The 22,729-nt window shown below is 66.6% G+C and carries 21 protein-coding genes and 1 tRNA gene; 9 read left to right on the plus strand and 13 right to left on the minus strand.

Annotated features, from left to right (window positions below; genetic code table 11):
* Window positions 1-174: 174 nt before the first annotated feature.
* Both AC13GA_RS11240 and AC13GA_RS11245 read right to left on the minus strand, forming a co-directional pair.
* Window positions 175-247 (minus strand) — tRNA-Gln (locus AC13GA_RS11240).
* Between the two features lie 647 nt (window positions 248-894).
* Complete coding sequence (locus AC13GA_RS11245) at window positions 895-1,851, minus strand: aldo/keto reductase (protein ID WP_428709516.1); 957 nt, start codon at window positions 1,849-1,851, stop codon at window positions 895-897.
* A 169-nt stretch (window positions 1,852-2,020) separates the two neighbouring features.
* Here AC13GA_RS11245 and AC13GA_RS11250 point away from each other — a divergent pair, with 169 nt between their 5' ends.
* The 3 genes from AC13GA_RS11250 to AC13GA_RS11260 all read left to right on the plus strand — a co-directional run bounded on the left by AC13GA_RS11250 (window position 2,021) and on the right by AC13GA_RS11260 (window position 4,003).
* Window positions 2,021-2,878 (plus strand): class I SAM-dependent methyltransferase, encoded by an 858-nt coding sequence (locus AC13GA_RS11250; RefSeq protein ID WP_482998141.1) that lies wholly within the window; start codon window positions 2,021-2,023, stop codon window positions 2,876-2,878.
* A 46-nt stretch (window positions 2,879-2,924) separates the two neighbouring features.
* Entirely contained in the window at window positions 2,925-3,275 is a 351-nt protein-coding gene (locus AC13GA_RS11255) for a hypothetical protein (protein ID WP_482998142.1), read from the plus strand.
* A 188-nt stretch (window positions 3,276-3,463) separates the two neighbouring features.
* Entirely contained in the window at window positions 3,464-4,003 is a 540-nt protein-coding gene (locus AC13GA_RS11260) for a pseudouridine synthase (RefSeq protein WP_046983506.1), read from the plus strand.
* 93 nt (window positions 4,004-4,096) lie between these two features.
* Here the strand turns inward: AC13GA_RS11260 and AC13GA_RS11265 are convergent, their stop codons facing one another.
* Both AC13GA_RS11265 and hrpB read right to left on the minus strand, forming a co-directional pair.
* Complete coding sequence (locus tag AC13GA_RS11265) at window positions 4,097-4,471, minus strand: hypothetical protein (RefSeq protein ID WP_006401326.1); 375 nt, start codon at window positions 4,469-4,471, stop codon at window positions 4,097-4,099.
* A gap of 187 nt (window positions 4,472-4,658) precedes the next feature.
* A complete protein-coding gene (hrpB, locus tag AC13GA_RS11270) occupies window positions 4,659-7,163 on the minus strand; it encodes an ATP-dependent helicase HrpB (protein ID WP_046983507.1) in 2,505 nt (834 codons plus the stop codon).
* Between the two features lie 67 nt (window positions 7,164-7,230).
* Between hrpB and AC13GA_RS11275 the strand changes: the two genes are divergently transcribed.
* The gene (locus AC13GA_RS11275; RefSeq protein ID WP_482998143.1) at window positions 7,231-8,028 is read left to right on the plus strand and encodes a TatD family hydrolase; all 798 of its coding nucleotides are present in this window, start codon (window positions 7,231-7,233) and stop codon (window positions 8,026-8,028) included.
* A gap of 65 nt (window positions 8,029-8,093) precedes the next feature.
* Here AC13GA_RS11275 and AC13GA_RS11280 read toward each other — a convergent pair whose 3' ends face one another.
* The 5 genes from AC13GA_RS11280 to AC13GA_RS11300 all read right to left on the minus strand — a co-directional run bounded on the left by AC13GA_RS11280 (window position 8,094) and on the right by AC13GA_RS11300 (window position 12,965).
* Complete coding sequence (locus tag AC13GA_RS11280; RefSeq protein ID WP_482998452.1) at window positions 8,094-8,942, minus strand: Rossmann-fold NAD(P)-binding domain-containing protein; 849 nt, start codon at window positions 8,940-8,942, stop codon at window positions 8,094-8,096.
* 50 nt (window positions 8,943-8,992) lie between these two features.
* Complete coding sequence (panE, locus tag AC13GA_RS11285; protein WP_482998144.1) at window positions 8,993-9,931, minus strand: 2-dehydropantoate 2-reductase; 939 nt, start codon at window positions 9,929-9,931, stop codon at window positions 8,993-8,995.
* Between the two features lie 186 nt (window positions 9,932-10,117).
* Window positions 10,118-10,885, minus strand: a complete 768-nt coding sequence (locus tag AC13GA_RS11290) for a hypothetical protein (protein WP_482998145.1) — start codon at window positions 10,883-10,885, stop codon at window positions 10,118-10,120.
* Window positions 10,886-11,208: 323 nt separating this feature from the next.
* On the minus strand, window positions 11,209-12,000 hold the full coding sequence (locus AC13GA_RS11295; RefSeq protein ID WP_482998146.1) for an ABC transporter permease: 792 nt from the start codon (window positions 11,998-12,000) through the stop codon (window positions 11,209-11,211).
* Window positions 11,997-12,965, minus strand: a complete 969-nt coding sequence (locus AC13GA_RS11300) for an ABC transporter ATP-binding protein (protein WP_006401063.1) — start codon at window positions 12,963-12,965, stop codon at window positions 11,997-11,999. Before AC13GA_RS11300 ends, AC13GA_RS11295 begins: the two co-directional genes overlap by 4 nt.
* 84 nt (window positions 12,966-13,049) lie before the next feature.
* Here AC13GA_RS11300 and AC13GA_RS11305 point away from each other — a divergent pair, with 84 nt between their 5' ends.
* Window positions 13,050-13,799, plus strand: a complete 750-nt coding sequence (locus AC13GA_RS11305) for a ferredoxin--NADP reductase (RefSeq protein ID WP_136639230.1) — start codon at window positions 13,050-13,052, stop codon at window positions 13,797-13,799.
* A gap of 75 nt (window positions 13,800-13,874) precedes the next feature.
* Here AC13GA_RS11305 and AC13GA_RS11310 read toward each other — a convergent pair whose 3' ends face one another.
* The 3 genes from AC13GA_RS11310 to AC13GA_RS11320 all read right to left on the minus strand — a co-directional run bounded on the left by AC13GA_RS11310 (window position 13,875) and on the right by AC13GA_RS11320 (window position 17,087).
* The gene (locus tag AC13GA_RS11310; protein ID WP_482998147.1) at window positions 13,875-15,035 is read right to left on the minus strand and encodes a lytic polysaccharide monooxygenase; all 1,161 of its coding nucleotides are present in this window, start codon (window positions 15,033-15,035) and stop codon (window positions 13,875-13,877) included.
* Between the two features lie 160 nt (window positions 15,036-15,195).
* Entirely contained in the window at window positions 15,196-16,368 is a 1,173-nt protein-coding gene (locus AC13GA_RS11315) for a lytic polysaccharide monooxygenase (protein WP_482998148.1), read from the minus strand.
* A gap of 191 nt (window positions 16,369-16,559) precedes the next feature.
* The gene (locus AC13GA_RS11320) at window positions 16,560-17,087 is read right to left on the minus strand and encodes a DUF1203 domain-containing protein (protein WP_136639227.1); all 528 of its coding nucleotides are present in this window, start codon (window positions 17,085-17,087) and stop codon (window positions 16,560-16,562) included.
* Between the two features lie 155 nt (window positions 17,088-17,242).
* Between AC13GA_RS11320 and AC13GA_RS11325 the strand changes: the two genes are divergently transcribed.
* The 4 genes from AC13GA_RS11325 (at window position 17,243) to AC13GA_RS11340 (ending at window position 21,964) form a co-directional block, all read left to right on the plus strand.
* Window positions 17,243-18,445 (plus strand): GGDEF domain-containing protein, encoded by a 1,203-nt coding sequence (locus AC13GA_RS11325; RefSeq protein WP_482998149.1) that lies wholly within the window; start codon window positions 17,243-17,245, stop codon window positions 18,443-18,445.
* 68 nt (window positions 18,446-18,513) lie between these two features.
* Window positions 18,514-20,040: an alpha/beta fold hydrolase gene (locus AC13GA_RS11330; RefSeq protein ID WP_482998150.1), complete on the plus strand. Its 1,527-nt coding sequence runs from the start codon at window positions 18,514-18,516 to the stop codon at window positions 20,038-20,040.
* Window positions 20,037-20,783, plus strand: a complete 747-nt coding sequence (locus AC13GA_RS11335; protein ID WP_136639224.1) for an ABC transporter ATP-binding protein — start codon at window positions 20,037-20,039, stop codon at window positions 20,781-20,783. Before AC13GA_RS11330 ends, AC13GA_RS11335 begins: the two co-directional genes overlap by 4 nt.
* Window positions 20,780-21,964 carry an ABC transporter permease gene (locus AC13GA_RS11340; RefSeq protein ID WP_482998151.1) on the plus strand — a complete coding sequence of 395 codons (1,185 nt, stop codon included), beginning with the start codon at window positions 20,780-20,782 and terminating at the stop codon, window positions 21,962-21,964. Before AC13GA_RS11335 ends, AC13GA_RS11340 begins: the two co-directional genes overlap by 4 nt.
* 22 nt (window positions 21,965-21,986) lie before the next feature.
* Here AC13GA_RS11340 and AC13GA_RS11345 read toward each other — a convergent pair whose 3' ends face one another.
* On the minus strand, window positions 21,987-22,697 hold the full coding sequence (locus AC13GA_RS11345; RefSeq protein ID WP_482998152.1) for a transposase: 711 nt from the start codon (window positions 22,695-22,697) through the stop codon (window positions 21,987-21,989).
* Between the last annotated feature and the right edge of the window lie 32 nt (window positions 22,698-22,729).

Consider the following 22,729-nt stretch of genomic DNA (forward strand, 5'->3'; position numbering starts at 1 on the left):
TTCCCGGCAGGCAGCACCGGTGCGGAACGTGGCTGGCAGTGGCGGCGGGCCGGGGCCCGGCGTGCGGTCCGTTGCCGTTCCTGCGGTGCCCGAGGGTGTCTGCAGGGACGGCGACGATGGCCGCTGGGGCTTGCGCCCCGGGTGCTGCTTCAAGTCATGACGTGACAGGTCATGTGGTTTGGAGTGGGAGTCGAACCCACGACAGACGGAATCAGGATCCGTTGCTCTACCCTACTGAGCTATCCAGTTGGGGACCGCGCGGAATCGAACCAGGTACCGGCGAACCGGTGCCTGCCTCCAGCAGGCGATCCAGGCGATGGCATGTCCGCGACCTCCGGCATACGCCACGGCAACGCCGCGCGCACCAGCCCGTGGTGGAAACGGGACCGTTGGAGAATCGAGGGTGCAGACCACCGACATTATCGCGAGCGATAATGTTTGGGGGCGATGCAGATAATGTCCAGGCGTCGCCACTCGCGCGAAGTAAATCCTTCGGCGGGGCGGGAAAACCTGGGTCAGTGAGCGGCGGGTTGCCGCGCGGGGTGCAGTTCTGGCATCGCGGGTCCTTGTGCCGACGCAAACGAAAACGCCCCCGGGACTTGCGTTCCGAGGGCGTCGTCAGGCCTCGGAGATCGGGGTGGCCGATCTCCGCAGGGCGGGTATCAGGCCGTTGTCAGCTGGACTTCCTTACCGAACGCGCGCGCCAGCACGTCCATGCGCAGGCATGGCAGCAGTTTGGCGATGGCGACGGAATGCGCGTTCAAGGGAAGTTTCCAGTGGTTGTTGAAACGAGGTGCGCACGATAAACCACGATTTAGTCGTGCGCAACCATTTTGTTCAATTATTTTCTTCGGTGCGCGTGTCATGTCGGCCAGCGGCCGGCACTACCGTGTCTCAAGCTTCCGTGCTGGCGGCATCCAGCTGCGCGACATCCTGCACGCTCAGCGACACGTTGGCCGCCGCCAGCAGATCGTGCAACTGCTCGACGCTGGTGGCGCTGACGATCGGCGCGGTGATCGACGGTCGCGCGATCTGCCACGCCAGTGCGATCTGCGCAGCGCTGGCATTGTGCTTGCTGGCCACGTCATCCAGTGCCTGCAGGATGCGCAGGCCACGCGGATTCAGATAGCGCTTCACCACGGTTTCGCCACGCGCCGGGCTCTTGGCCGCATCGGCCGGCGTGCGGTACTTGCCGCTGAGGAAGCCACTGGCCAGTGCGTAGTATCCGATCACGCCGATCTGCTCGCGCTGCACCAGCGGTTCCAGTTCGGTCTCGTAGCCGGCGCGGTCGTACAGGTTGTATTCGGGCTGCAGGGTTTCGTAACGCGGCAGCTTGTAGTCGGTGGACACCTTCAGCGCATCGGCCAGGCGCGTGGCGCTGTAGTTGGAGGCACCGATCGCACGTACCTTGCCGGCTTCGATCAGGCGGCCGAACGCGGCCAGGGTCGCTTCCAGCGGCGTCGACTCGTCATCCTCGTGGGCCTGGTACAGATCGATCACGTCGGTCTGCAGGCGGCGCAGCGAATCCTCGACCGCCGCATTGATGTTGTCCGGGGTCAGGCCGGGGCGCTCGGCCCACTTGGCCACCTTGGTCGCCAGCACCACCTTGTCGCGCTTGCCGCTGCGGGCAAACCACTTGCCGATCAGCGTTTCCGATTCGCCGCCGGCATTGCCCGGGACCCAGGCCGAATACACATCGGCGGTGTCGACCAGGTTGAAGCCGGCGTCGACGAAGGCATCGAGCAGGGCGAAGCTGGCCTTTTCATCGGCGCTCCAGCCGAACACATTGCCACCGAAGGCGAGCGGACGTACATGCAGGCCGGAACGGCCCAGTTCGCGGGTTGCCGTCATGGGCACGGACTCCTTGGGGGAAGTGCTCCAGAATAGAACGCGTTGTGTGACCGCGCTGCGGCGGCGACCACAAAACAGTGTTCCGCGACGCGCACGCAGCTAACGTTTTGTGAACACCTGGGACGCTGCGACTGCTAGTCTCGCCGCATCTTCCGCTGGAGTCGCCCTGATGATTGCTGCCTCTTCCCTGCGTGGTTGCCGCCTGCTGCTTGCTTCGGCCCTGCTTGCCGCTGTTCCCGCGTTCGCCGCACCGGCCACGGTGGCGCCGGCGAAGATCCAGGTGTCACCGGCCATCGATGCGGCGGTGAAGGCGTCGACCCGTGATGCCAACAACGTCAAGCGCGATGGCTATCGTCATCCGGCGCAGACGCTGTCGTTCTTCAAGGTGGCGCCGGAAAAGACCGTCATCGAGATCACCCCGGGCAACGGCTGGTACTCGGAGATCCTGGCGCCGTTGCTGCGTGACAAGGGCCATTACGTCGCTGCCGTGGTCGACCCGATGGCTGTTGCCGAAGGCCGCGGCCGTGACTACCAGCAGCGCAGCCGCGACAGCCTGGAAAAGAAGTACGCCGGTGCACCGGCACAGTTCGGCAAGACCGCCGTGGTCGCCTACGATCCGGCCAAGCCGGTGTTCGGCCCGGCCGATTCAGCTGACGTGGTGCTGACCTTCCGCAACGTGCACAACTGGCGCAAGGCCGGCCAGGCGCAGGGCATGTTCCAGGGCTTCTTCAACGTGCTCAAGCCAGGCGGCGTGCTGGGCGTGGTCGAGCATCGCGCCAAGGCCGATGTGGCCGACGACGATGACACCGGCTACGTCGGCCAGCAGCAGGTGATCGCGATGGCCGAGGCTGCCGGCTTCAAGCTGGACGCGCGCAGCGAGGTCAACGCCAACCCGCGTGACACCAAGGACCACCCGAACGGCGTGTGGACGCTGCCGCCGACCAACCAGCACGACAAGGCCGATGATGCGAAGTACCAGGCAATCGGCGAAAGCGACCGCATGACCCTGCGCTTCATCAAGCCGTAAGGGCTGGTGCCGGGCTGGCGCATGTTGACTCTGTGGAGCCGAGCCCATGCTCGGCTCATCGCGCGTAGTGCGGCGCATGGCTGGTCCCAAGGCCGGCCATGCGTCGGAATTCAATCGTATGCAAGGACATGGACTGTTGAAGAAGGTTCTATGCATCGCCGTTGCGGTGCTGGTGCTGACGCGGCTGATCGATTTCATGTTCTACGGCGGTCACACCCATGACCTGGTCGGGGCTGTTGGTTTTGCAGTGCTGTTCGCCGGCATCCTGCTGGATGAACGTGCACGCAGCGCAAGTCAGCCACCAGCTCGCCTGCGGCGCCGGGCCAATGTCATAGCGGCGTGCGGTATCGCACTGGTGCTGGGCTCGTTCCTGCTGGAGTGGAAGGTCCTCGGCTGAGCCTGCCGTAATCGCGGCGGCAGGAAAGAGCAGCCGAGCATGGGCTATGCCGGCCGTCCTGACTGGCACCCTTCGTGCCCTCGCGCGCGACGTTGGCAGCGGCTCCTGCTGCTGCCTTCGGCTCTACAGCTGAGTGGCGCGTGGCGCGGCGTGGGACAATGCCCCACCCGCCGCCCGCCGTGCCCGCAATGCTGATTGCCTTCAACAAGCCGTTCAACGTGCTCTGCCAGTTCACCGACCGCAGCGTGCCGCCGCGACCGACGCTGGCCGGGTTCGGCCTGCCGCCGCGCGTGTATGCCGCCGGGCGCCTGGACCATGACAGCGAAGGGCTGCTGCTGTTGACCGACAACGGCACGCTGGCGCACAAACTGACCGACCCGAAGCACAAGGCCGACAAGACCTACTGGGTGCAGGTGGAAGGCATGCCCAGCGACGAACAGCTGCAGCAGCTGCGTACGGGCGTGGTGCTCAATGACGGGCCGACCCTGCCGGCGAAGATCGAGCGCCTCGATCCAGCGCCATCGCTGTGGACGCGTGATCCGCCGGTTCGCTTCCGCAAGACCGTACCCGACAGCTGGCTGGCGATCACGATCCGCGAGGGCCGCAACCGGCAGGTGCGGCGGATGACCGCGGCGGTGAACCTGCCGACGCTGCGGCTGGTACGCGCGTCGATGGGGCCGTACCGGCTGGACGACCTGCAGCCGGGGCAGTGGCGGCAGATCGGCTGATGCAGAAAGGGCCGGGTACTTTCCGGTACCCGGCCCTCTCGTAGCTGGTGGGGTCAGATCCCTTCCGCAGGAAGAGCTCTGACCCCCGCAGACTCAGGCATCGCTGCCGATGTCGCTGTGCTCGTCGACCACGGTGTCATTGCGGCGGTCGCGCGCATTGATGCGCTGGGCCTGGCCGTTCACCACATGGCCCTGCGCGGCCTTCTTCTTCTGCTGCTTGCGGTATAGCGCATAGCCAAGCAGGCCGACGCCAACGGCTGCGGCAGCCACGGCGACTGCCGGGTTGCGGCGCGCGAACCTGGTCGCGGCCTTGCCGCCAGTCTTCACCGCGCCAATGGCGGCACCGGTCTTGATCCAGTCGGCACTGCGCAGGCTGCCACCGGCGCTCTTGAGGCCGTCGCCGGCGGTGTGGGCCAGCTCCAGGGCGCGCTCCAAAGCGCGGTCGGTGATTACGGTCAGCTTGCTCATGCGGGGGGTCCTTTGCCTCGGGTCGGAGTCCAGTGTCGCGCGTTGCCCGTAAACGGTATGTCAGTCGGGGTCGCACGTGGTGTGACTCTACCGCAGCCATTCAGGATCAGGCAGGGTGGGGTTGGAGCGCTTTCCCTGGAGACGGGGTCAGAGCCCTTTGCGCTGCAAAGGGATCCGACCCCAGCAATCAGGTGCCGCGCGGCTTGGCCCGATGGGTGGCCGTCGCCGTCCACGGATCATCCGGCCACGGATGGCGCGGGTAGCGGCCCTTCATTTCCTTCTTCACCTCGGCGTAGGTGTTTTCCCAGAAGTTGCGCAGATCCTGGGTGACCTGCAACGGCCGCCCGCCGGGCGACAGCAGGTGCAGGGTGAGCGGCACGCGGCCATCGGCAATGCGCGGGGTGTCGGCCAGGCCGAACAGTTCCTGCAGTTTCACCGCCAGCACCGGCGGCAGCGGTTCGCCGCTCTCGCTGTCCAGCGCATAGGTGATTGGCCGCTCCAGTCCGGACGGCACGGTGATGCGGGTGGGCGCATGACGTTCGACCAGCTGCCGCTGCGACCATTCCAGCGGCGACTTCAGCGCCTCGCCGAAGCTGGCTTCGTCCAGCGCATCCAACCGTGTCTTGCCGGCGAACGCAGGCTGCAGCCACTGCGCACGGTTGGCCAGCAGGGCCACATCGCTGCAGTCAGGTAGATCCAGTTCCGGCATCCAGCGCCGCAGCGACTCCACCCGCGCCTGCCATTGGCGCAGGCCTTCGGTCCACGGCAACGCCTGCAGGCCGAGTTCGGCCACCGCGTCGGTCAGCGCCTGCGCGGCGTGCTGTGGATCAACCCGGCCGGCCGAGCGGCTGTCCAGCACGATGCGGTCGAAACGGGTTTCACGCAGCGCGACGAGCGCGCGACGCTCGCTGTCCCAGCGCACCACATCCTCGCTGACGAAGCGTTCCGGCCACGACTTGCGCAGCTGGCCTTCGTCCACCGGTGCTGCACGCAGCAGCAGGGCGTCGCGTGCCTCGAAGCGCAGTTCACTGGCCACAAGCCACGGCTCGCCGCGCAGGTCACTCAATTCGTGCAGGCGCGTGCTGCGGCCATTGGCCAGCAGGTAGCGCAGTGGGTCGCTGGGGTGCTGGAAACCGATGCGGTCGGGGAAGGCGTGCGCGAGCAGGTCACCGAGCTCATGGGCTTCGATGCTGGCTGGCGGTGCGGCATCGCAGCGCAGGCGACGTCGCCACTGTTTGGCGGCGGCATCAATCGCGGCCAGACCGCTGCGGTTGGCGTCGCCCGGTGCGCGGCCATTGCGGAACGCCGCCAGCGCACGCCAGCGCGCCGCCAGCGCGTCACCGCCCTGGCGCAGCGGGTCGCGCGCCTCCAGCAAGGCGGCCAGGTCGGCGGCCAGGGCTTGCGCACGTGCATCGGGCGCCGCCAGCAGCATCGCCGCCATCCGCGGATGCGTACCCAGCGCCAGCACGCGCCGGCCGAGTGCGGTGATCGCGCCGCTGCTGGACAGCGCGCCGAGCCGCTGCAGCAGTTCGCGTGCCGCGCCCATCGGGCCCGCCGGTGGCGGATCGAGGAATCGCAGGTCGCTGCTGCCCCAGGCCGCCAGTTCCAGCGCCAGCCCGGCCAGTTCCACCTGATCGATCTCGGCGCGACGCTGTGGTTCCAGCCGCTGCGACTGCGGCCACAGCCGCCACGCCACGCCCTCGGCGACACGGCCGGCGCGGCCCGCGCGCTGGTCGGCCGATGCCTGCGCGATGGCCACCACGTCCAGCCGGGTGAAGCCGCTGTTGGGGTCGTAGCGCGGCTCGCGTGCCTGGCCGCTGTCGATCACCACGCGCACGCCTGGCAGCGTTACCGAGGACTCGGCGACGTTGGTGGCCAGCACCACGCGGCGGCGGCCATCACTGGACGCCTGCAACACCCGCGCCTGCTGTTCCACTGGCAGCTCACCGTGCAGAGCCAGCACTTCCACGCCGGCATCCAGCGATTCCTGCAGCCCGGCCTGCACCCGCGCGATCTCGCGCTGGCCGGGCAGGAATACCAGCAGGTCACCCGGGTGCTCGGCCAATGCCTGTTGCACCGCGCGGCGCACCTGCAGTTCCAGCGCTTCATCGCGGCGCGCCGGGAAGTGACTGACCGCCACCGGGTAGCTGCGGCCTTCGCTGCTCAGGCGCGGCGCATCAAGGAAGCGGGCAAGGCGCTCGCCATCCAGCGTGGCCGACATCACCACCAGGCGCAGGTCCTCGCGTAGCTGCGCCTGCACGTCCAGCGCCAGGGCCAGGCCGAGGTCGCCACTGAGGTGGCGTTCGTGGAATTCATCGAACAGGATCGCGCCGACCGTTTCCAGCATCGGGTCGTCCTGCAGCATGCGGGTCAGGATGCCCTCGGTGACGACTTCAATCCGCGTACGCGCGGAGACCTTGTTCTCGAAGCGGATGCGGTAACCGACGGTGCCGCCCACCTCTTCGCCCAGCTGCCGCGCCATGAACAGTGCGGCGCTGCGCGCTGCCACCCGGCGCGGTTCCAGCATGATGATCTTCCGGTCCTGCAGCCACGGCGCATCGAGCAGGGCCAGTGGCACCTGGGTGGTCTTGCCGGCGCCGGGCGGGGCCTCCAGCACCAGCCGCGGGTGTGTGGCCAGGTGCTGCTGGATCTGCGGCAACAGCGGGGAAATCGGGAAGAGCGGGGCGTTCATGTGCAAAGGATAAAGGGCCACGGCAGCCGCAGGTACAATGCGCGGGCACTTTTCCCCCGCGATGACCATGCAACTGATCGATATCGGCGCCAACCTGACCCACGACTCCTTCGACCGTGACCGCGATGCCGTGCTGGACCGCGCACGGCAGGCCGGCGTGGTGCAGATGGTCATCACCGGCGCCAGCCGCGAGCACTCGCCGCTGGCCGTGCAACTGGCGCAGCAGCACCCCGGCTTCCTGTACGCCACCGCGGGCGTGCACCCGCATCACGCGGTGGAATACACCGAGGAATGCGATGCCGAGATGCGCGCGCTGCATGCGCACCCGGAAGTGGTGGCGGTGGGCGAGTGCGGGCTGGACTACTTCCGTGACTTCTCGCCGCGCCCGGCCCAGCACCGTGCATTCGAGCGCCAGCTGCAGCTGGCCGCGGACAATGGCAAGCCGCTGTTCCTGCACCAGCGCGACGCGCATGCTGACTTCATGGCACAGATGAAGAACTTCGAGGGTCGCATCGGCCCTGCGGTGGTGCACTGCTTCACCGGCGAACGCGACGAGCTGTTCGACTACCTGGACCAGGATTGGTACATCGGCATTACCGGCTGGTTGTGCGACGAACGCCGTGGCGCGCACCTGCGCGAACTGGTGAAGAACATCCCGGGCAACAGGTTGATGATCGAGACCGACGCACCGTACCTGCTGCCGCGCACGTTGAAGCCGATGCCGAAGGACCGTCGCAACGAACCGATGTTCCTCTCGCACATCGTGGAAGAGCTGGCGCGCGACCGGGGCGAAGACGTGGCGGTGACGGCGGCCAATGCGACTGCAGCGACGCGTGCGTTCTTCCGCCTGCCCGACGCGGGTTGATCGGGTAGTGCCGGTCGCTGGCCGGCAATCAACCGTGTTGCCGGCCAGCGGCCGGCACTACCGCATCAAATGCCGCGAGGTAGCGAAGCGGCCAGTTCCTTCAATCCTTCCCGATACGTCGGGAACCTCGGCTCCCACCCCAGCGCTTCACGCGTGCCGCGACTGTCGATGCGCTTGTTGCTCTCGTAGAAGCGTCGCAGCGTCGGGCTCAGTGCAGGGTCGTCCCATGCCACTGCAGGTGGCATCGCAAAGCCGCCCAGCTGCGCGGCGAAGGCCAGTACCTCCTGCGACGGTGCCGGCTCGTCATCGGCCGGCAGATACAGCCCATCCACGCACGGCCGCCGCATCGATGCGATAACGACCGTTGCCAGGTCGTCCACGTGCAGCCGGTTGAATACCAGCCCAGGACGCACTACGTGGCGCGCACGTCCCTGTGCCAGCTGCAGCAGCGCATTGCGCCCCGGCCCGTACAGGCCGGGCAGGCGGAACACTGCCGATGCGATGCCGCGTTCTTCAGCAAGCGCACGCCATTGCGCTTCGGCCCGCAGGCGCTTCACGCCGGCTGCTTCAGTGGCATCGGCTGCACTGCGCTCGTCGACCCAGCCGCCGGCCCGATCGGCATATACCGACGTGGACGACAGATAGCCGACCCAGCGCAATGCCGGGCTGGCCTGCAGCGCGGGCAGCAACAGACGCAGTGCCGGGTCACCCTCGGCATCGGGCGGCACGCTGCACAGCACGGCCTCGGCCTGCGCGATCTCATCGAGCAGGGCCGTCGATGGCGTGGCGTCGGCGCGTAGCTGATGGCGCAGCAGGCCATCGTGCGGTGCCGACGCCGGGTCGCGCACCGTGCCGACCACGCGTACGCCCAACACCCGCAGATGCGTGGCCAGCACGCACCCGCTCCAGCCCATGCCGAGGATCAACACCCGCACGGGCAGGGCGTTGGCCTGCGTCGTATCGCTCACGCGCCGCGCAGTGCCTGGTAGGCCTGCAGGCTGCTGTAGGCGACCTGCAGCAGCAGGCCTTCCTGGTCGGCCTTGCGCGCACGCGCCAGCATGTCGCCGACGATCTGCGCGGCCTCCACCTGCTGGCCGGCCTCCAGATCGCGCAGCATCGAGGCCTTCAACGCTGAACCGGCCTGGGTCAGGGTCCCGCGCGCGGTGTCCTGCGCGGCATCGGGAATCGGCTCACCGGCAGCTTCGGCCACGGCCAGGCATTCGTCGTACAGGCCGCGCACGATCGCTTCGCCATCATCGGTGGCGACGATGGTTCCGATATCCGCACGCAGCAGGCAGGTAGCGGCGGCCAGCGCAGTCAGGAAGGTGTACTTGATCCACTGCTCCTGCCCAATGTGTTCGCTGGCCAGGTGGTCCAGGTTGGCCTGCGCACAGGCGGCGGCGAAGGCGCGCACGCGCGTGGAGATCACACCGCCGTCGCGCTCGCCGAAGGTGAGCTTGGCCGGCTTGCCCAGATGCAGCACGGCGCCGTCGGGTGCCTTGGTGGCGCTGATGAAGCACAGGCCACCGAGCACCGCTTCGCGGCCGAAGCGCGCATCGAGCGCGTTGTAGTGATGCAGGCCGTTGAGGATCGGCAGTACGGTGGTGTTCGCACCGACTGCCGGCGCGATGGCATCGATCGAGCTGTCCAGGTCGTAGGCCTTGCAGCTGAGGATGACCAGGTCGAACGGCTTCTGTGCGGCAAGCGCGGGCAGGGCTTCGGCGGTGACGTGCTGTACCGGGAAGCTGGCATCGCCGAGCGGGCTACGGATGACCAGGCCGTCACGGTCCAGCTGGGCGGCGCGTGCGGGGCGCACGAGGAAGGTCACGTCCACGCCGGTCTGGGCCAGGCGACCACCGAAGTAACCGCCGGTACCGCCGGCGCCAAGGATCAGGATGCGCATTGCACGTTCACCGTCTTCTGGGAATCAGGAGTGCGATTGTGCCGGAGATTGCGGCCAACGGCGGTGCCCCTCGTGGTGGTTCGCGGAATGCACTGTTCATTGGGGTTGGTTGGGCGCGGCCACCACGGGAAGCAGATCAAGAGCGGAAGCGGGCCGCTCGCTGCGCTCGCTCGAGCAGAGCGGTGCTCAGGGCAGCTGTTCGCTGAAGTCTTCGGTGTAACCCAATAGAAGCGTGGTGCGGGTGGCCAGCGTTGCAGCCAGTTTTGACCACGTGTCGTGCGTTCCGGCCGCATAGACGCGCTGCAGGTCCGCGACCAACGCGCTCGCCTCTGCAGGCGACGGTGCGCTGTCGCGCTGGAAGCCGAGCCACGATGCGCCGAGTCCGAACAGGCGGTAGTCGTAGTGCTCCTGCAGATGCCGTATGAGGGCGTGGTTCTGGAAGATGTCCCAGTCCGCGCTGAAGTAGCCGTTGGGCAGGGCGGCGATCAGCAGGTCATCACGGGTCACGGGCACCTGCTGCACGCAGACCACGTCATCGATGATGAGATCCGGTGTCGCATTGGCAGCGACCAGCGCCTCGATATCCTCATCGCTGCACATCAAGGTACCCGCCAGCGCGCTCCACTCCAGCCGATGCATGGAGTGCTCGAGCTGCGCGACCACATGCGCCAGCAACCGCCTGCGCGCGGCCCAGGCATCTCCGGGTGTTGCCGGCTCCTCGTCCTCGTACAACGCGATACGCTCGTCGTCGGATGCATGCATGCTGGTGTAACGGCACTGGCCGACATCATCGAGCGTGCACAGGTAACGATGAAGGGGATCAGCCGTCTGCAGTGAGGCCAGGCAACCCAACACCTCATCCAGCGTGGGCGAACCGCTCAGCAACGCACGGCTGAACGCATCGATCGGACCATCCGACACGGCCTTGTCCAAAGGAATGGAAATGATCTTCATCGCCACAGCCTAGCCGCAATCCGAAACGAAAAGAGCCAAGCATCGGCTTGGCTCTACAGGGAACGCTTCATCCACGCATGGCGTGGATCTACCGTGTCGACCAAGGTCGACACCCACCAACAGCAGCGGGAACCTGTCGAGGGCGGGGTGGGTCCGGTTGCGGGGGCGTGAGCCGCATGGATGCGGCGATCGAGCTTACATGGACGTACTTGCAGCGTCCCCCGCAACCGGACCCACCCCGCCATCCCACGGATAGTCAGCTGTTGAAGTTGCCGTTGACGTTGATTCGGCGGGTGCAGGGCCGCAGGCCCTGCAGAACATCCTCAGCTGCGCATGCCCACGCCACGGCGCAACAACCACAGCGCCAGCGCCGTCAGCACCACCACGAAACCGATCATCAGCGCATACGCCACCAGCACCGGCACATCGCTGCTGCCCAGCAGGCCATAGCGGAACGCGTTGACCATGTAGAAGATCGGGTTCGCGTGCGTGGCCGCCTCCGCCCATGGCGGCAGCAGCTTCACCGAATAGAACACGCCACCCAGGTAGGTCAGCGGGGTCAGGATGAAGGTCGGCACGATCGCCACGTCATCGAATTTCTTCGCATACACCGCATTGATGAAGCCGGCCAGCGAGAAGATCGTCGCACCCAGGATCACCGTGGTCAGTGTCACCAGCGGATGCGGAATGCGCACCGGGGTGAAGAACATCGCGATGATCAGCACGATCACGCCCACCATCAGGCCGCGCAGCACCGCACCGGCCACATAGCCCCACAGGATCACCCAGTTCGGCATCGGGCTGACCAGCAGCTCTTCCACGTGGCGGCCGAACTTGGCGCCGAAGAACGAGGAGCTGATGTTGCCGTAGCTGTTCTGGATCACGCTCATCATCACCAGGCCAGGCACGATGAACTGCATGTAGCTGTAACCACCCATGTCGCCAACGCGCGAGCCGATCAGGCCGCCGAAGATCAGGAAGTACAGGGTCATGGTGATCGCAGGCGGTACCAGGGTCTGGCCCCAGATGCGCATGATGCGTGCGACTTCGCGGCGCACGATTGTCATCAGTGCGACGCGGTTGCGCTGGCCGTCGGTCAGCTCGGTGGTGCTCATGCGGGTTTCTCCAGGTTGCCGGTGAGGCGCACGAACAGCTCCTCCAGGCGGTTGCTCTTGGTACGCATCGAACGCACGCGGATACCGGCCTCGTTGAGCGTGGCGAATACGCGGTTGAGGTCCATCGCGCGAGGCATGTCGATATCCAGCGTGTGCGGGTCGGGCGCGGTCAGCGTCGCACCCTCGATCACCGGCAGCTGCGCCGGCAGGTCACCGTCGATGTCCAGCAGGAAGCCTTCCACGTCCAGCTTGGCCAGCAGGGTACGCATCGGCCCCTGCTCGACGATCTGGCCGTGGTTGATGATCGCCAGATGGCGACACAGGTACTCGGCTTCTTCCAGATAGTGCGTGGTGAGGATGATCGTGGTGCCGGCAGCGTTGATCTCTTTCAGTACGCGCCACATGTCGCGGCGGATCTCGATGTCCACGCCGGCGGTCGGCTCGTCCAGGATCAGCAGGCGCGGGCGGGTCATCATCGCGCGGGCGATCATCAGCCGGCGCTTCATGCCACCGGACAGCGTCCGGCTCATCACCTGTGCCTTTTCCCACAGGTGGGCCCGCTTCAGTTCCTCTTCGGCGCGCTGCTCGGCTTCCTCGCGCGGCACGCCGTAGAAGCCGGCGTAGTTCACCAGGATGTCGAAGGGCTTTTCGAACAGGTTGAAGTTGATTTCCTGCGGCACCAGCCCGATCAGGCGCATGGTGGCGCTGCGGTTGCGCACCAGGTCGCTGCCGAACACTTCCACCTGGCCCTCGCTGAGGTTGACCAGGGAGCTGATGATGCCAATCAGGGTCGACTTGCCGGCACCGTTGGGGCCGAGCAGGGCGAAGAAGTCGCCCGGGGCCACTTCCAGGGAAACGCCCTTCAGGGCCTGGGTGCCGTTGTCGTAGGTCTTGCGCAGGTCGCGCACGCGCAGGGCGGGCGCCGTATCGTTCAGGGAAGCCAAGCTCGAAGCCTTCGCGCCCATGGGCTGGCGCTGGAGAGGGGCGGGGAGGGGCTATTATAGAAGACCCCGAGGGCTTGCCCCGGCTACACACTGTCCCGAAAAGTCGTGCCTGTTCAATTCCCCCTCAAGCTGGTCGGCTGCCGCATGCTGGCCCCGACCGTCGGCCACTACCAGTTCGTGCGTGACGATGGACAGCCGCTGGATTTCCAGCCCGGCCAGTTCATCCAGGTCCATTTCAGCTACGCCGACGGTACCGAAACCAAGCGCAGCTATTCGCTGGCGACCATCCACGACCACGCGCTGGGCCCGGGCGAGGCGGTGGATATCGCGGTCAGTTTCGTACCCGGTGGCGCCGCCACGGCCCTGTTCGAGGCGCTGGAGCAGGGCGGCCAGATCAGCGCGTCCGGCCCCTACGGCCGCTTCTGCCTGAATCCAGGTGACCACAACGCCCGTTACCTGCTGATCGCCACCGGTACCGGCGTTACCCCGTACCGCTCCATGCTGCCGCTGCTGGAGAAGGCCATGGCCGAGCGCGGTGTGCAGATCGTGCTGCTGCAGGGCGCGCGCAGCCCGGGTGAACTGCTGTACAGCGAAGACTTCTACAGCTTCGCCGAAAAGCATCCGAACTTCCGCTATGTGCCGTGCCTGTCGCGCGAATTGCCCGCCGATCCGCACCCGGACGTGCAGCACGGCTACGTCCAGCAGGCGCTGTCCGGCTTCACCCCGGACCCGGCCACCGACATCGCCTACCTGTGCGGCAACCCGGACATGGTCGATGCCTGTGCCGAACTCCTCAAGGCCGCCGGCCTGGGCAATCCGCAGATCCGCCGCGAGAAGTACGTCAGCAGTAAGTAATCCCGGGTAGTGCCGGCCGCTGGCCGGCAGTCCCACGAACCGAAGGCGGCGTCACGCCGCCCCCGGTGCCGTGCCTCAGTACGCGATCCAGGCGTCACGCCAGGCATAGCCGGTGCCCGGGCGGTAGGCATCGGCGTTGATGTTGCACCAGGCGCCTTCCGGGAACGGGCGGCAGGCGTAGAGCTTGCCGTCGGTGCCCTTGACCACGGTCTCGCCCGGCTTGTAGCTGCCGATACCGGCCGGATACACGAAGTCGTAGTCGTCACCCGGCGGCGGATCGACCGGACCCGGCAAGCGGGTATCGAGCTGGAACAGGTTGCCCGGCCTCAGATAGACACGGTTCTCGGTGGCCGAGGCGACGGGCGTGATCACGCCATCCTTCATCACGCCCACGCGTGCCTGTTGGGCGCTGCCATTGACCTTGCGGGCCAGCGCCAGCGGCCACTGGTTTGCAGCGGTCTGTCCGGCTGCAAGGGTGATCTCCGGGCGTTCCAGGTCGTTGCCCTGGGCATTGAACACGCGCAGGGTCACGGTGGTGCCAACGTCCAGCGCACCGCGGGCGGTCACCGGACCAGCATCCTGCCACTGCGGCGGCGGGGTCACGCCACCGCCCCCCTCGAAGCGCACGTCCGCGCAGGTGTAGAACGCTTCGCCCGAATCCGAGCGCTGCCAGGTGTTGTAGATGATGTGCTGGCCGCTGCGCTCGGGCAGCGGGCAGTCCAGCTTGTAGACGTCGCCGGAAAGCGGCACGTTGCCCAGCGTGCAGAACTCCTGCAGGTCCGCCCAGCGCAGCGGGCTGCCCGGCTGCCAGCCGTCGCGGGTGACGTAGAACTTCCACTCGCGTGTAGCATGCGGCGCCGGTGCCTTGAACTCGAAGGTGTAACGCCCGCTCGAATCGGCGCGGATCGGCGAGGTCGGCCAGTCACTGCGGTTCAGATCGAGGCCGCGGTACTTGCTGTTGCCGCCGCTGCACAGCTCACCATCTGGAACAACCGCTTGATGGTTGCCGTTGGCGTTGGCCTGGTTGACGCCGGCCCAGTCATAGAACGGCTGTGCGCCACCGATGGCCTTGGCGGCGGCACAGGCCGGGTTGGTCGGGTTCTCGGGGTTGCCCTGGTAACAGGAATAGACGCGGCTGGATGGCTTGGACAGAGTGCCGTGTGCGAAAGCGCCGCCAGATACGGCTACACCCGCGACAACGGATAGCGCGAGGACGGCCCGCTGGGACAAATGCATGGAGAATCTCCTGTGGGTGATGGAACCCCGCGGAGTTTCGACACGCGTTCCCCTGGTCGCTATAGGAATAGTTTGAAAGGGGAAGGTGCGTTTACTTTGCTGAGATGAAGCTCACATTGTTCGGGGAACGGCGTTCTTCCGCCGTTCCCCGAATGACATCTCAGTAGGGCACCCACGCATCACGCCAGGCCGCGCCAGCACCCGGCCGATAGGCTTCGGCGTTGACGTTGCACCATGCACCTTCCGGGAACGGGCGGCAGGCATACAGCTTGCCATCGCTGCCCTTCACCACGGTCTGGCCCGGCACGTAACTGCCGATGCCGGCGGGGTATACGTGGTCGAAATCGCCGCCCGGTGACGGCGTCCCCGGGTCCGGCACCTTGGTGTCGAGCTGGAAGCGGTTGCCGTTCTTCAGGTACACGCGGTTGTCGGTGGCCGAGGCGGAGGGCGTGATCACGCCGTTGTTCAGCACGCCCACGCGCGCATGCTGGGCACTGGCATTGACCTTGCGGGCCAGCGCAAACGGCCATTGTGCGGCCGCGGTCTGGCCGCTGGCCAGGATCGCTTCCACGCGTTCGACATCATTGCCGTTGGCATTGAACACGCGCAGCGCCAGGGTGGTGCCGACCGGCAGCTCGCCGCGCGCGGTGACCGGACCGGCGTCCTGCCACTGCGCTGCCGGCGGGGTGCTGCCGCCGCCGCCTTCAAAGCGCACGTCCATGCAGGTGTAGAACGCTTCGGTCGAATCCGAGCGCTGCCAGGTGTTGTAGATCACATGCTGGCCGCTGCGCTGCGGCAGCGTGCACTCCAGCTTGTAGGTGCCATCGGCCGACAGCGGCGTGTTGCCCAGCGTGCAGAACTCCTGCAGGTCGGGCCAGCGCAGCGGGCTGCCCGGCTGCCAGCCGTCGCGGGTGACGAAGAAGCGCCAGTCGCGCGTGGCATGTGGTGCGGTTGCCTTGAACACGAAGGTGAACTTGCCGTTGGCGTCTGCCTGGATCGGAGTGGTCTGCCAGTCGCTGCGGTTCACATCCAGCCCGCGGAAGGTCGGGTTGTTGCCGCTGCACAGCTTGCCGTCGGGCACTACGGCCTGGTGGTTGCCGTTGGCGTTGGCCTGATTGATGCCGTTCCAGTCGTAGAACGCCTGCGAACCACCGACGGCCTTGGCGGCGGCACAGGCCGGGTTGGTCGGGTTCTCCGGATTGCCCTGGAAACAGGCATAGACGCGGCTGATCGGCGTGGTCATCGTGCCATGGGCAAATGCATCGCTGGCTACCAGCAGGCCAGCGGCGGCCAATGAAGTGGCCAGCAACAGCGGTGTGGATCGGAATGACATGGCGCTTCCTTGTGGTCGTCGAAAGAGAGCGGTGACCGCAGGAGCTGCGCTGCACGGCGGACTTTCGGCGGCACCACGGCGAGTATCGAGTCGCGGTGCGGGCTGAGGAACCACGGAAGCGCCGATCCGTGACTGTGGGTGTGAAGCCCTTCCCGCCAGCTTCACGTGGGGCTGAACGGATGCGTTGGCGGTCACGCGACAGGCGTGGCATCGATCACGTCGTGGAGATCGTGCTGGCCAATCTCGCGGTCGATCCGATCGGCCTGGCACGAAAAGCAGCCATGTGCCGCGTTGTGCAACTGGACGAAGGCCACCGCTGGGTCGGCGAACAGGGTGTCCAGCTGCGTGGCGACGTCGGTGCCGGCGCAGACCTGCGCAGCCAGCATCAGCGCAGCGTGGTCATAGGCGCGCAGCGAGATCATCCGCCGTTGCACATAGGGAGGCACCTCGCCCGCTGGCAGCACGCAACGGGTCACCCCGCGCTGCACGAAGATCGGGCCGGAGGCGTGATAGGGAGAGTGCAGGGGCAGATGGACATGCGACAACAGCAGCAGTTCGCTGCCACTGGGTGGATCGCTCAGGCTGATCCGGCAGGGATGGCCGCCGCTCTCGCCGGCCCAGCGACGCTGGATGCCCAGCGCGGCGAGTTCGCGCTCACTTTTCTCGAACAGGTGCTGGAAGGGGCGGTGGTCGAGGCCACCGAGGTACCAGGTGTGCACGGACGTCTCCTTGGATTTCCTGCGGAGTCTGCCCATGCGTCGCCGGTCCTGCTCGCCGTTTTCCGACCCCGCATCACCCTCGGACCGGACAACGCCATGGGGACTGCACCACAAGGCGCTAAGATGCGCGCGCCGCCCCGGTCGACGAGCGCCGCATGTCCCTGGATTTCCCCACCATCACCGTGCTTGGCTTCCTGCTCTGCATCGGCATTGCGGTGGGGTTCTCGTTGCTGCTGGTCGTGCTGCGCGGGCAACCGGTGCTGCGCCAGTGGACCATCAGCCTGTGGCTGCTGACCGTGGGCGTGACCCTGCTGGCCTTGCGGCCGTACCTGCCGCTGGCCCCGGCCGTGCTGGCCGGCAATGCGGCGATGGCCGGTTGTGGCCTGATGATGCTGCGCGGCGTGGCACTGCACCTGGAGCAGCCGTTGCCGTTGTGGCGGCCGCTGCTGATCGCGGCCGCGTTCATGGCAGGCATATTCGCCTTCCTGGTGCTCTGGCCGAACCTGCACCTGCGCCTGCAGGTGTTCAGTGTGTTCGCGCTGATCGTCGATGGCTGGATCGCATGGCTGCTGCTGCGACATGCACCCGCGCAGCAGCGCACCAGCTGCCGGCTCGCGGCGGCGGTGTTCCTGGCCGAGGCTGTGCTGTACGCCGTGCGCCTGTTCCTGCCGGTGGCACCCGATGCCGGCGAGGACATCATGCGTACCGGCTCGCCGATGTTCGTTACCTACATCGCCGGCGTGATGCTGGAACTGGCGCGCTGTTTCGCGATGGTTCTGCTGCTGGTCGAGCGCATGCTGGTCGATCTGCGGCATGCGGCACGCACTGATGGCCTGACCGGCCTGCTCAACCGTAGCGCGCTGCTGGCCGACGGCCAGGCACAGCTGCAGCTGATGCGCCGGCAGCAACGGCCGCTGGCCCTGCTGCTGGTCGACGTCGACCACTTCAAACGGATCAATGATCGCTGGGGCCACCTGGCCGGTGACCAGGTACTACGTCACTTTGCTTCGGTGCTGCAGCACAGCACGCAGGGGCGGACACACCTGTTGGGTCGCTATGGGGGCGAGGAATTCGTGCTGGTCCTGGCCGACGGTACGTCGAGCGACGCAGTGGCGTTGGCAGCGCTGATCCGCACCCGCCTGCAGCAGTACCCTGCATTGCTGGCCGGTGGGCCGGTGACGGTCACCGCCAGCATCGGCCTGGCCATGGACGAGGGCCAAGGTGATCTGTCGACGCTGCTGGCAGCGGCTGACGCCGCGTTGTACCGGGCCAAAGCCGAGGGTCGCGATCGCCTGGTCTGCGCCGTTCCGGCGACGATTTCGGCCTTGCCCATCGCCGACGACGCCGTGCCCGTGTAAGTTGAGTCACATCTTCCGCGGCAGCCCGTCGTGGTTGCCAGGAACGTCCTCCAGGGGAAACGAGCACGATGCAAAGACACCACCTCGCGTTGGCCGCAGCGTTGGCCAGCCTGATGCTTGCCGGTTGCAGCCAGTTACCGTCACCCGGCGCCGAAGGCGCCAGCGATGCACCAAGCCGCCGCTTCGGCACGATCGATTTCCAGCCCTGTACGCTGTCCACCGAAGGTGCCAGCGCCAACGTCGAGGCGCAGTGCGCCACCCTGCAGGTGCCGGAGAACCGTGCACAGCCCGATGGCCGACGCATCGGCCTGCGCATCGCCTGGCTGGAATCGGGCAGCAGCGGCTCCAGCCAGCCCGACCCGGTGTTCTTCCTGGCCGGTGGCCCCGGCCAGGCGGCCAGCGAAGTGGCCGTCATCGTCGATACCGCGCTGCGCCAGGTGCGCAAGCAGCGTGACGTGTTCCTGATCGACCAGCGCGGCACCGGCGGCTCCAATCCGCTCAGCTGCCACGGCACGGACGGCAAGGAACTGCAGATGGACGAGGACGCCGCCCCCACAGAGGCGTCGCTGCGCGACTACGCACAGCGATGCGCGGCCTCGCTGCAGGGGCGTGCTGATGCACGCTTCTACACCACCACCGAGGCCATCGCCGACCTGGACGCCGTGCGCCAGGCCTTGGGCGTGGACCGGATCAACCTGGTTGGCGGCTCCTACGGGACCCGCGTGGCCCAGCGCTATGCCGGCGCTTACCCGCAGCACACCCGCAGCATCGTCATCGATGGCGTAGTGCCCAATGAACTGGTGGTGGGTGGCGACTTCGCCACAACGTTCGAGGATGCGATCGCCCTGCAGTCGGCGCAGTGCCGCAAGGATGCCGCCTGCAGCAAGCGCTTCCCGACCGACACCCGCGCGCAGCTGCGCAGCGTGGTCGAGACACTGCGCCGTGCCCCGGTTTCGGTCGAGTACCGCGATCCTGGCACCTATCAGACCCGCAAGGATGTGCTGAATCCGGACAGCGTGGTGGGTCTGGCCTTCGCTTTCTCCTACGTTCCGCAGTACGCCTCGCTGTTGCCGCTGGTGCTCGATGAGGCCGCGCAGGGACGCTACGCGCCCCTGGCCTCGCTCGCGCGTGGTGCGAACCGCAGCATGGATTTCCAGATCAACCGCGGCATGCAGTGGTCGGTGATCTGCAGCGAGGATGCGCCGCGCTACAGGGCGCCTGCCGAGGACCCGGAGCGACTGTTCGGCAACGAGGTGGCCAGCGCGTTCTTCGCCGCGTGCCCGGTATGGCCGCACCAGCCGGCGCCAGCCGCCAATGCCGTGCCGCTGCGCAGCGAGGTACCCGCGCTGCTGCTGTCCGGTGAACTGGATCCGGTGACACCCCCGCGCTACGCCGAGCAGGTACTCAAGGGCCTGCCGAATGGCCGTGCACTGGTCGCCCGTGGCCAGGGCCACGGCACGCTGAGTGTCGGCTGCATGCCGCGCCTGCTCGGCCAGTTCATCGACAGGACCGATGCCAAGGCGCTGGATGCCGGCTGCCTGGACACGCTGAGCTACGTGCCGGCGTTCACCTCGTTCAACGGATGGGAACCATGATCGTCGCCGACAACCTGCACAAGGCTTTCGACACCCGTACCGGGCGCATCCAGGCGGTCGCCAACGTCGGCTTCCGTGCCGAGGATGGCCGCATCACCGGCCTGCTCGGCCCCAATGGTGCCGGCAAGACCACCACAATGCGCATGCTGTACACACTGATGACTCCGGATCAGGGCAGCATCAGCGTCGATGGCATCGACGCGGCGCGCAATCCGGTGGAAGTACGCCGCCACCTTGGCGTCCTGCCCGATGCGCGCGGTGTCTACAAGCGCCTGACCGCGCGCGAGAACATCGCCTACTTCGGCGAGCTGCATGGCCTGTCGGCCGAGCGCATCCGCGAACGCATCGAAGTGCTGTCGCATGCCTTGGACATGGGTGACATCCTCGATCGCCAGACCGATGGCTTCTCGCAGGGCCAGCGCACCAAGACCGCGATCGCCCGCGCGCTGGTGCACGACCCGCGCAACGTCATTCTTGATGAACCCACCAACGGCCTGGACGTGATGACCACGCGCGCGCTGCGCCGTTTCCTGCTGGGCCTGCGCGAAGAGGGCCGCTGCGTGATCCTGTCCAGCCACATCATGCAGGAGGTGGGCGCACTGTGTGACCACATCGTGATCATCGCCAAGGGCACGGTGATGGCGGACGGCAGCGCCGATGAACTGCGCGCGCAGGCCGGCGAACCCAACCTGGAAGACGCGTTCGTGAAACTGATCGGCAGCGAAGAGGGCCTGCACGCATGAGCATGATGTCGACCCTGATGACGGTAATGCGCAAGGAGCTGCGCGATCTTTCCCGTGATCGCCGCACGCTGCTGCTGACCCTGCTGTTCGGGCCGCTGCTTTACCCCGTGCTGCTGCTGGGCATGGGCAAGCTGGCCGAGAGCCGGGTACGCACCCAGATCGAACAGCCGCTGCAGATTCCAACCATCGGTGCGGAGAATGCACCGAACCTGGTGCGCTTCCTCGCCGCACAGGGGCTCAATACCGCACCGGCGCCGAAGGACCTGGCCGAGGCCATCCGCAGCCAGGACATCGACGTGGCGCTGCGCATCAGCGATGACTTCGGCAAGGACTGGGCCGACGGCAAGCCGGCGCTGGTGGAAGTGATCAAGGACAGTACCCGCCGTGCTGCTGAAGTGCCCAGTGCGCGGCTGGAAGCGGCGCTGGCCACCTACAACGGCCAGGTCGGTGCGCTGCGGTTGATGGCGCGTGGCGTTGACGCGCAGGTGGCGCGGCCGCTGGATGTGGCACGCCAGGACCTGGCCAGTGCCGAGGCCAAGCGCGGCATGATCCTCTCGATGCTGCTGCCGGTGCTGCTCACGCTGACCTCGTTCATCGGCGGCGCCTATCTGGTGATGGATGCCACCGCCGGCGAGCGCGAGCGGCAGTCACTGGAACCGTTGCTGGCCACGCCCGGCTCGCGCAGCGCGATCGTCAGCGGCAAGATCGCGGCTGCCTGCGTGGTCGGCTTCGTGTCACTGCTGCTGACCCTGGTGGCATTCAAGGTGAGCGCACAGATCGCGCCCGGCAACATCGGCCGCCAGTTCAACATGAACGTCGCTTCGATGCTGCAGATGCTGCTGGTGATGCTGCCGATGCTGATGATCGGTACCTCGCTGCTGACCTTCCTGTCGGCGGCGGCCAAGAGCATGAAGGAAGCGCAGAGCCACATGACCTGGCTGATGCTGTTGCCGATGATGCCCGGTTATGCGCTGGTGGCCTATCCGCTGAAGAGCGAGCTGTGGCAGTACGCCGTGCCGTTCCTGTCGCAGAACCAGATGCTGCTGAAGGTGATCCGCCAAGAAACGATCACGCCGGCGGTGTGGGCGATCTACCTGGGCGCCAGCCTTGGCCTGGCCGCGGTGCTGTGGTTCGCTGCCGTGCGTCGCTACCACAACGAGCGTCTGGCCATCTCGGGCTGACCGGAAAAAGGGACGGAGGGGATTAAGTCGTTTCTGCCTCTCCCGTCCCCTCCTTTCGGGGGCGTCCCCGCTTGCGCAGCACCATCGGTCGCCCGAGTGTTTCTTCCACCATTCGCAGGTACGTCGCATTTCCCAATGGATGTTGCGCAGTACTGTGAGCGCGGATTGCAGGCAGGTCAGCGGACGCATTCAGATCCCGCAGGAACTGCGCATAGAGCGTCGTCCGCTGTCGCTTGGTCGGGGCCAGTGCCTGAAAGGCGGGATGTTCCGTCAGCATCGGATCATCGCGGCGCTGCAGGTTTCCGTGCACGCTCGACCATGGGTGATCTTCCGCATGGGCTGCCATGCCTGCGCGAACGGGATTGAGTTCGATGTAGCGATAAACGCTGAGCAGATAGGCGTCGCTGTCCACCATCGAAGAATGGAATCGGCCCTGCCAGAGAGGTCCGCTGCGCTCATGCCGCTGATTGAATGCCTGGACATAGTTGTTGCCCTGCATCCGCATCGCGTTGGCCAAGCCGACCTGAGTGGAGGGTGTGGCCAATAGATGGACGTGATTGCCCATCAGTACGTATGCGTGCAGCGCGACATGGTGTTTCAGGAAGGCGCCGTGCAACAGATGCAGAAACAACTGGCGGTCTATATCGTCAACGAAGATCGCTCCCTTGTTCACACCGCGCTGGGTTAGGTGGTAGGGCTGGCCGGCCAACATCAGGCGTGCTTGTCGAGGCATGGGAGCTCACGGGTCCGAGGAGTGACCAGCGT

This window comes from Stenotrophomonas sp. 22DLJC03, from assembly GCF_056861405.1.

Coding starts and splice junctions, on each gene's coding strand:
- AC13GA_RS11245 (WP_428709516.1), bottom strand. CDS start 1,851: ATGACGGCAACCCGCGAACTGGGCCGTTCCGGCCTGCATGTACGTCCG.
- AC13GA_RS11250 (WP_482998141.1), top strand. CDS start 2,021: ATGATTGCTGCCTCTTCCCTGCGTGGTTGCCGCCTGCTGCTTGCTTCG.
- AC13GA_RS11255 (WP_482998142.1), top strand. CDS start 2,925: ATGCTCGGCTCATCGCGCGTAGTGCGGCGCATGGCTGGTCCCAAGGCC.
- AC13GA_RS11260 (WP_046983506.1), top strand. CDS start 3,464: ATGCTGATTGCCTTCAACAAGCCGTTCAACGTGCTCTGCCAGTTCACC.
- AC13GA_RS11265 (WP_006401326.1), bottom strand. CDS start 4,471: ATGAGCAAGCTGACCGTAATCACCGACCGCGCTTTGGAGCGCGCCCTG.
- hrpB (WP_046983507.1), bottom strand. CDS start 7,163: ATGAACGCCCCGCTCTTCCCGATTTCCCCGCTGTTGCCGCAGATCCAG.
- AC13GA_RS11275 (WP_482998143.1), top strand. CDS start 7,231: ATGCAACTGATCGATATCGGCGCCAACCTGACCCACGACTCCTTCGAC.
- AC13GA_RS11280 (WP_482998452.1), bottom strand. CDS start 8,942: ATGGGCTGGAGCGGGTGCGTGCTGGCCACGCATCTGCGGGTGTTGGGC.
- panE (WP_482998144.1), bottom strand. CDS start 9,931: ATGCGCATCCTGATCCTTGGCGCCGGCGGTACCGGCGGTTACTTCGGT.
- AC13GA_RS11290 (WP_482998145.1), bottom strand. CDS start 10,885: ATGAAGATCATTTCCATTCCTTTGGACAAGGCCGTGTCGGATGGTCCG.
- AC13GA_RS11295 (WP_482998146.1), bottom strand. CDS start 12,000: ATGAGCACCACCGAGCTGACCGACGGCCAGCGCAACCGCGTCGCACTG.
- AC13GA_RS11300 (WP_006401063.1), bottom strand. CDS start 12,965: ATGGGCGCGAAGGCTTCGAGCTTGGCTTCCCTGAACGATACGGCGCCC.
- AC13GA_RS11310 (WP_482998147.1), bottom strand. CDS start 15,035: ATGCATTTGTCCCAGCGGGCCGTCCTCGCGCTATCCGTTGTCGCGGGT.
- AC13GA_RS11315 (WP_482998148.1), bottom strand. CDS start 16,368: ATGTCATTCCGATCCACACCGCTGTTGCTGGCCACTTCATTGGCCGCC.
- AC13GA_RS11325 (WP_482998149.1), top strand. CDS start 17,243: ATGTCCCTGGATTTCCCCACCATCACCGTGCTTGGCTTCCTGCTCTGC.
- AC13GA_RS11330 (WP_482998150.1), top strand. CDS start 18,514: ATGCAAAGACACCACCTCGCGTTGGCCGCAGCGTTGGCCAGCCTGATG.
- AC13GA_RS11335 (WP_136639224.1), top strand. CDS start 20,037: ATGATCGTCGCCGACAACCTGCACAAGGCTTTCGACACCCGTACCGGG.
- AC13GA_RS11340 (WP_482998151.1), top strand. CDS start 20,780: ATGAGCATGATGTCGACCCTGATGACGGTAATGCGCAAGGAGCTGCGC.
- AC13GA_RS11345 (WP_482998152.1), bottom strand. CDS start 22,697: ATGCCTCGACAAGCACGCCTGATGTTGGCCGGCCAGCCCTACCACCTA.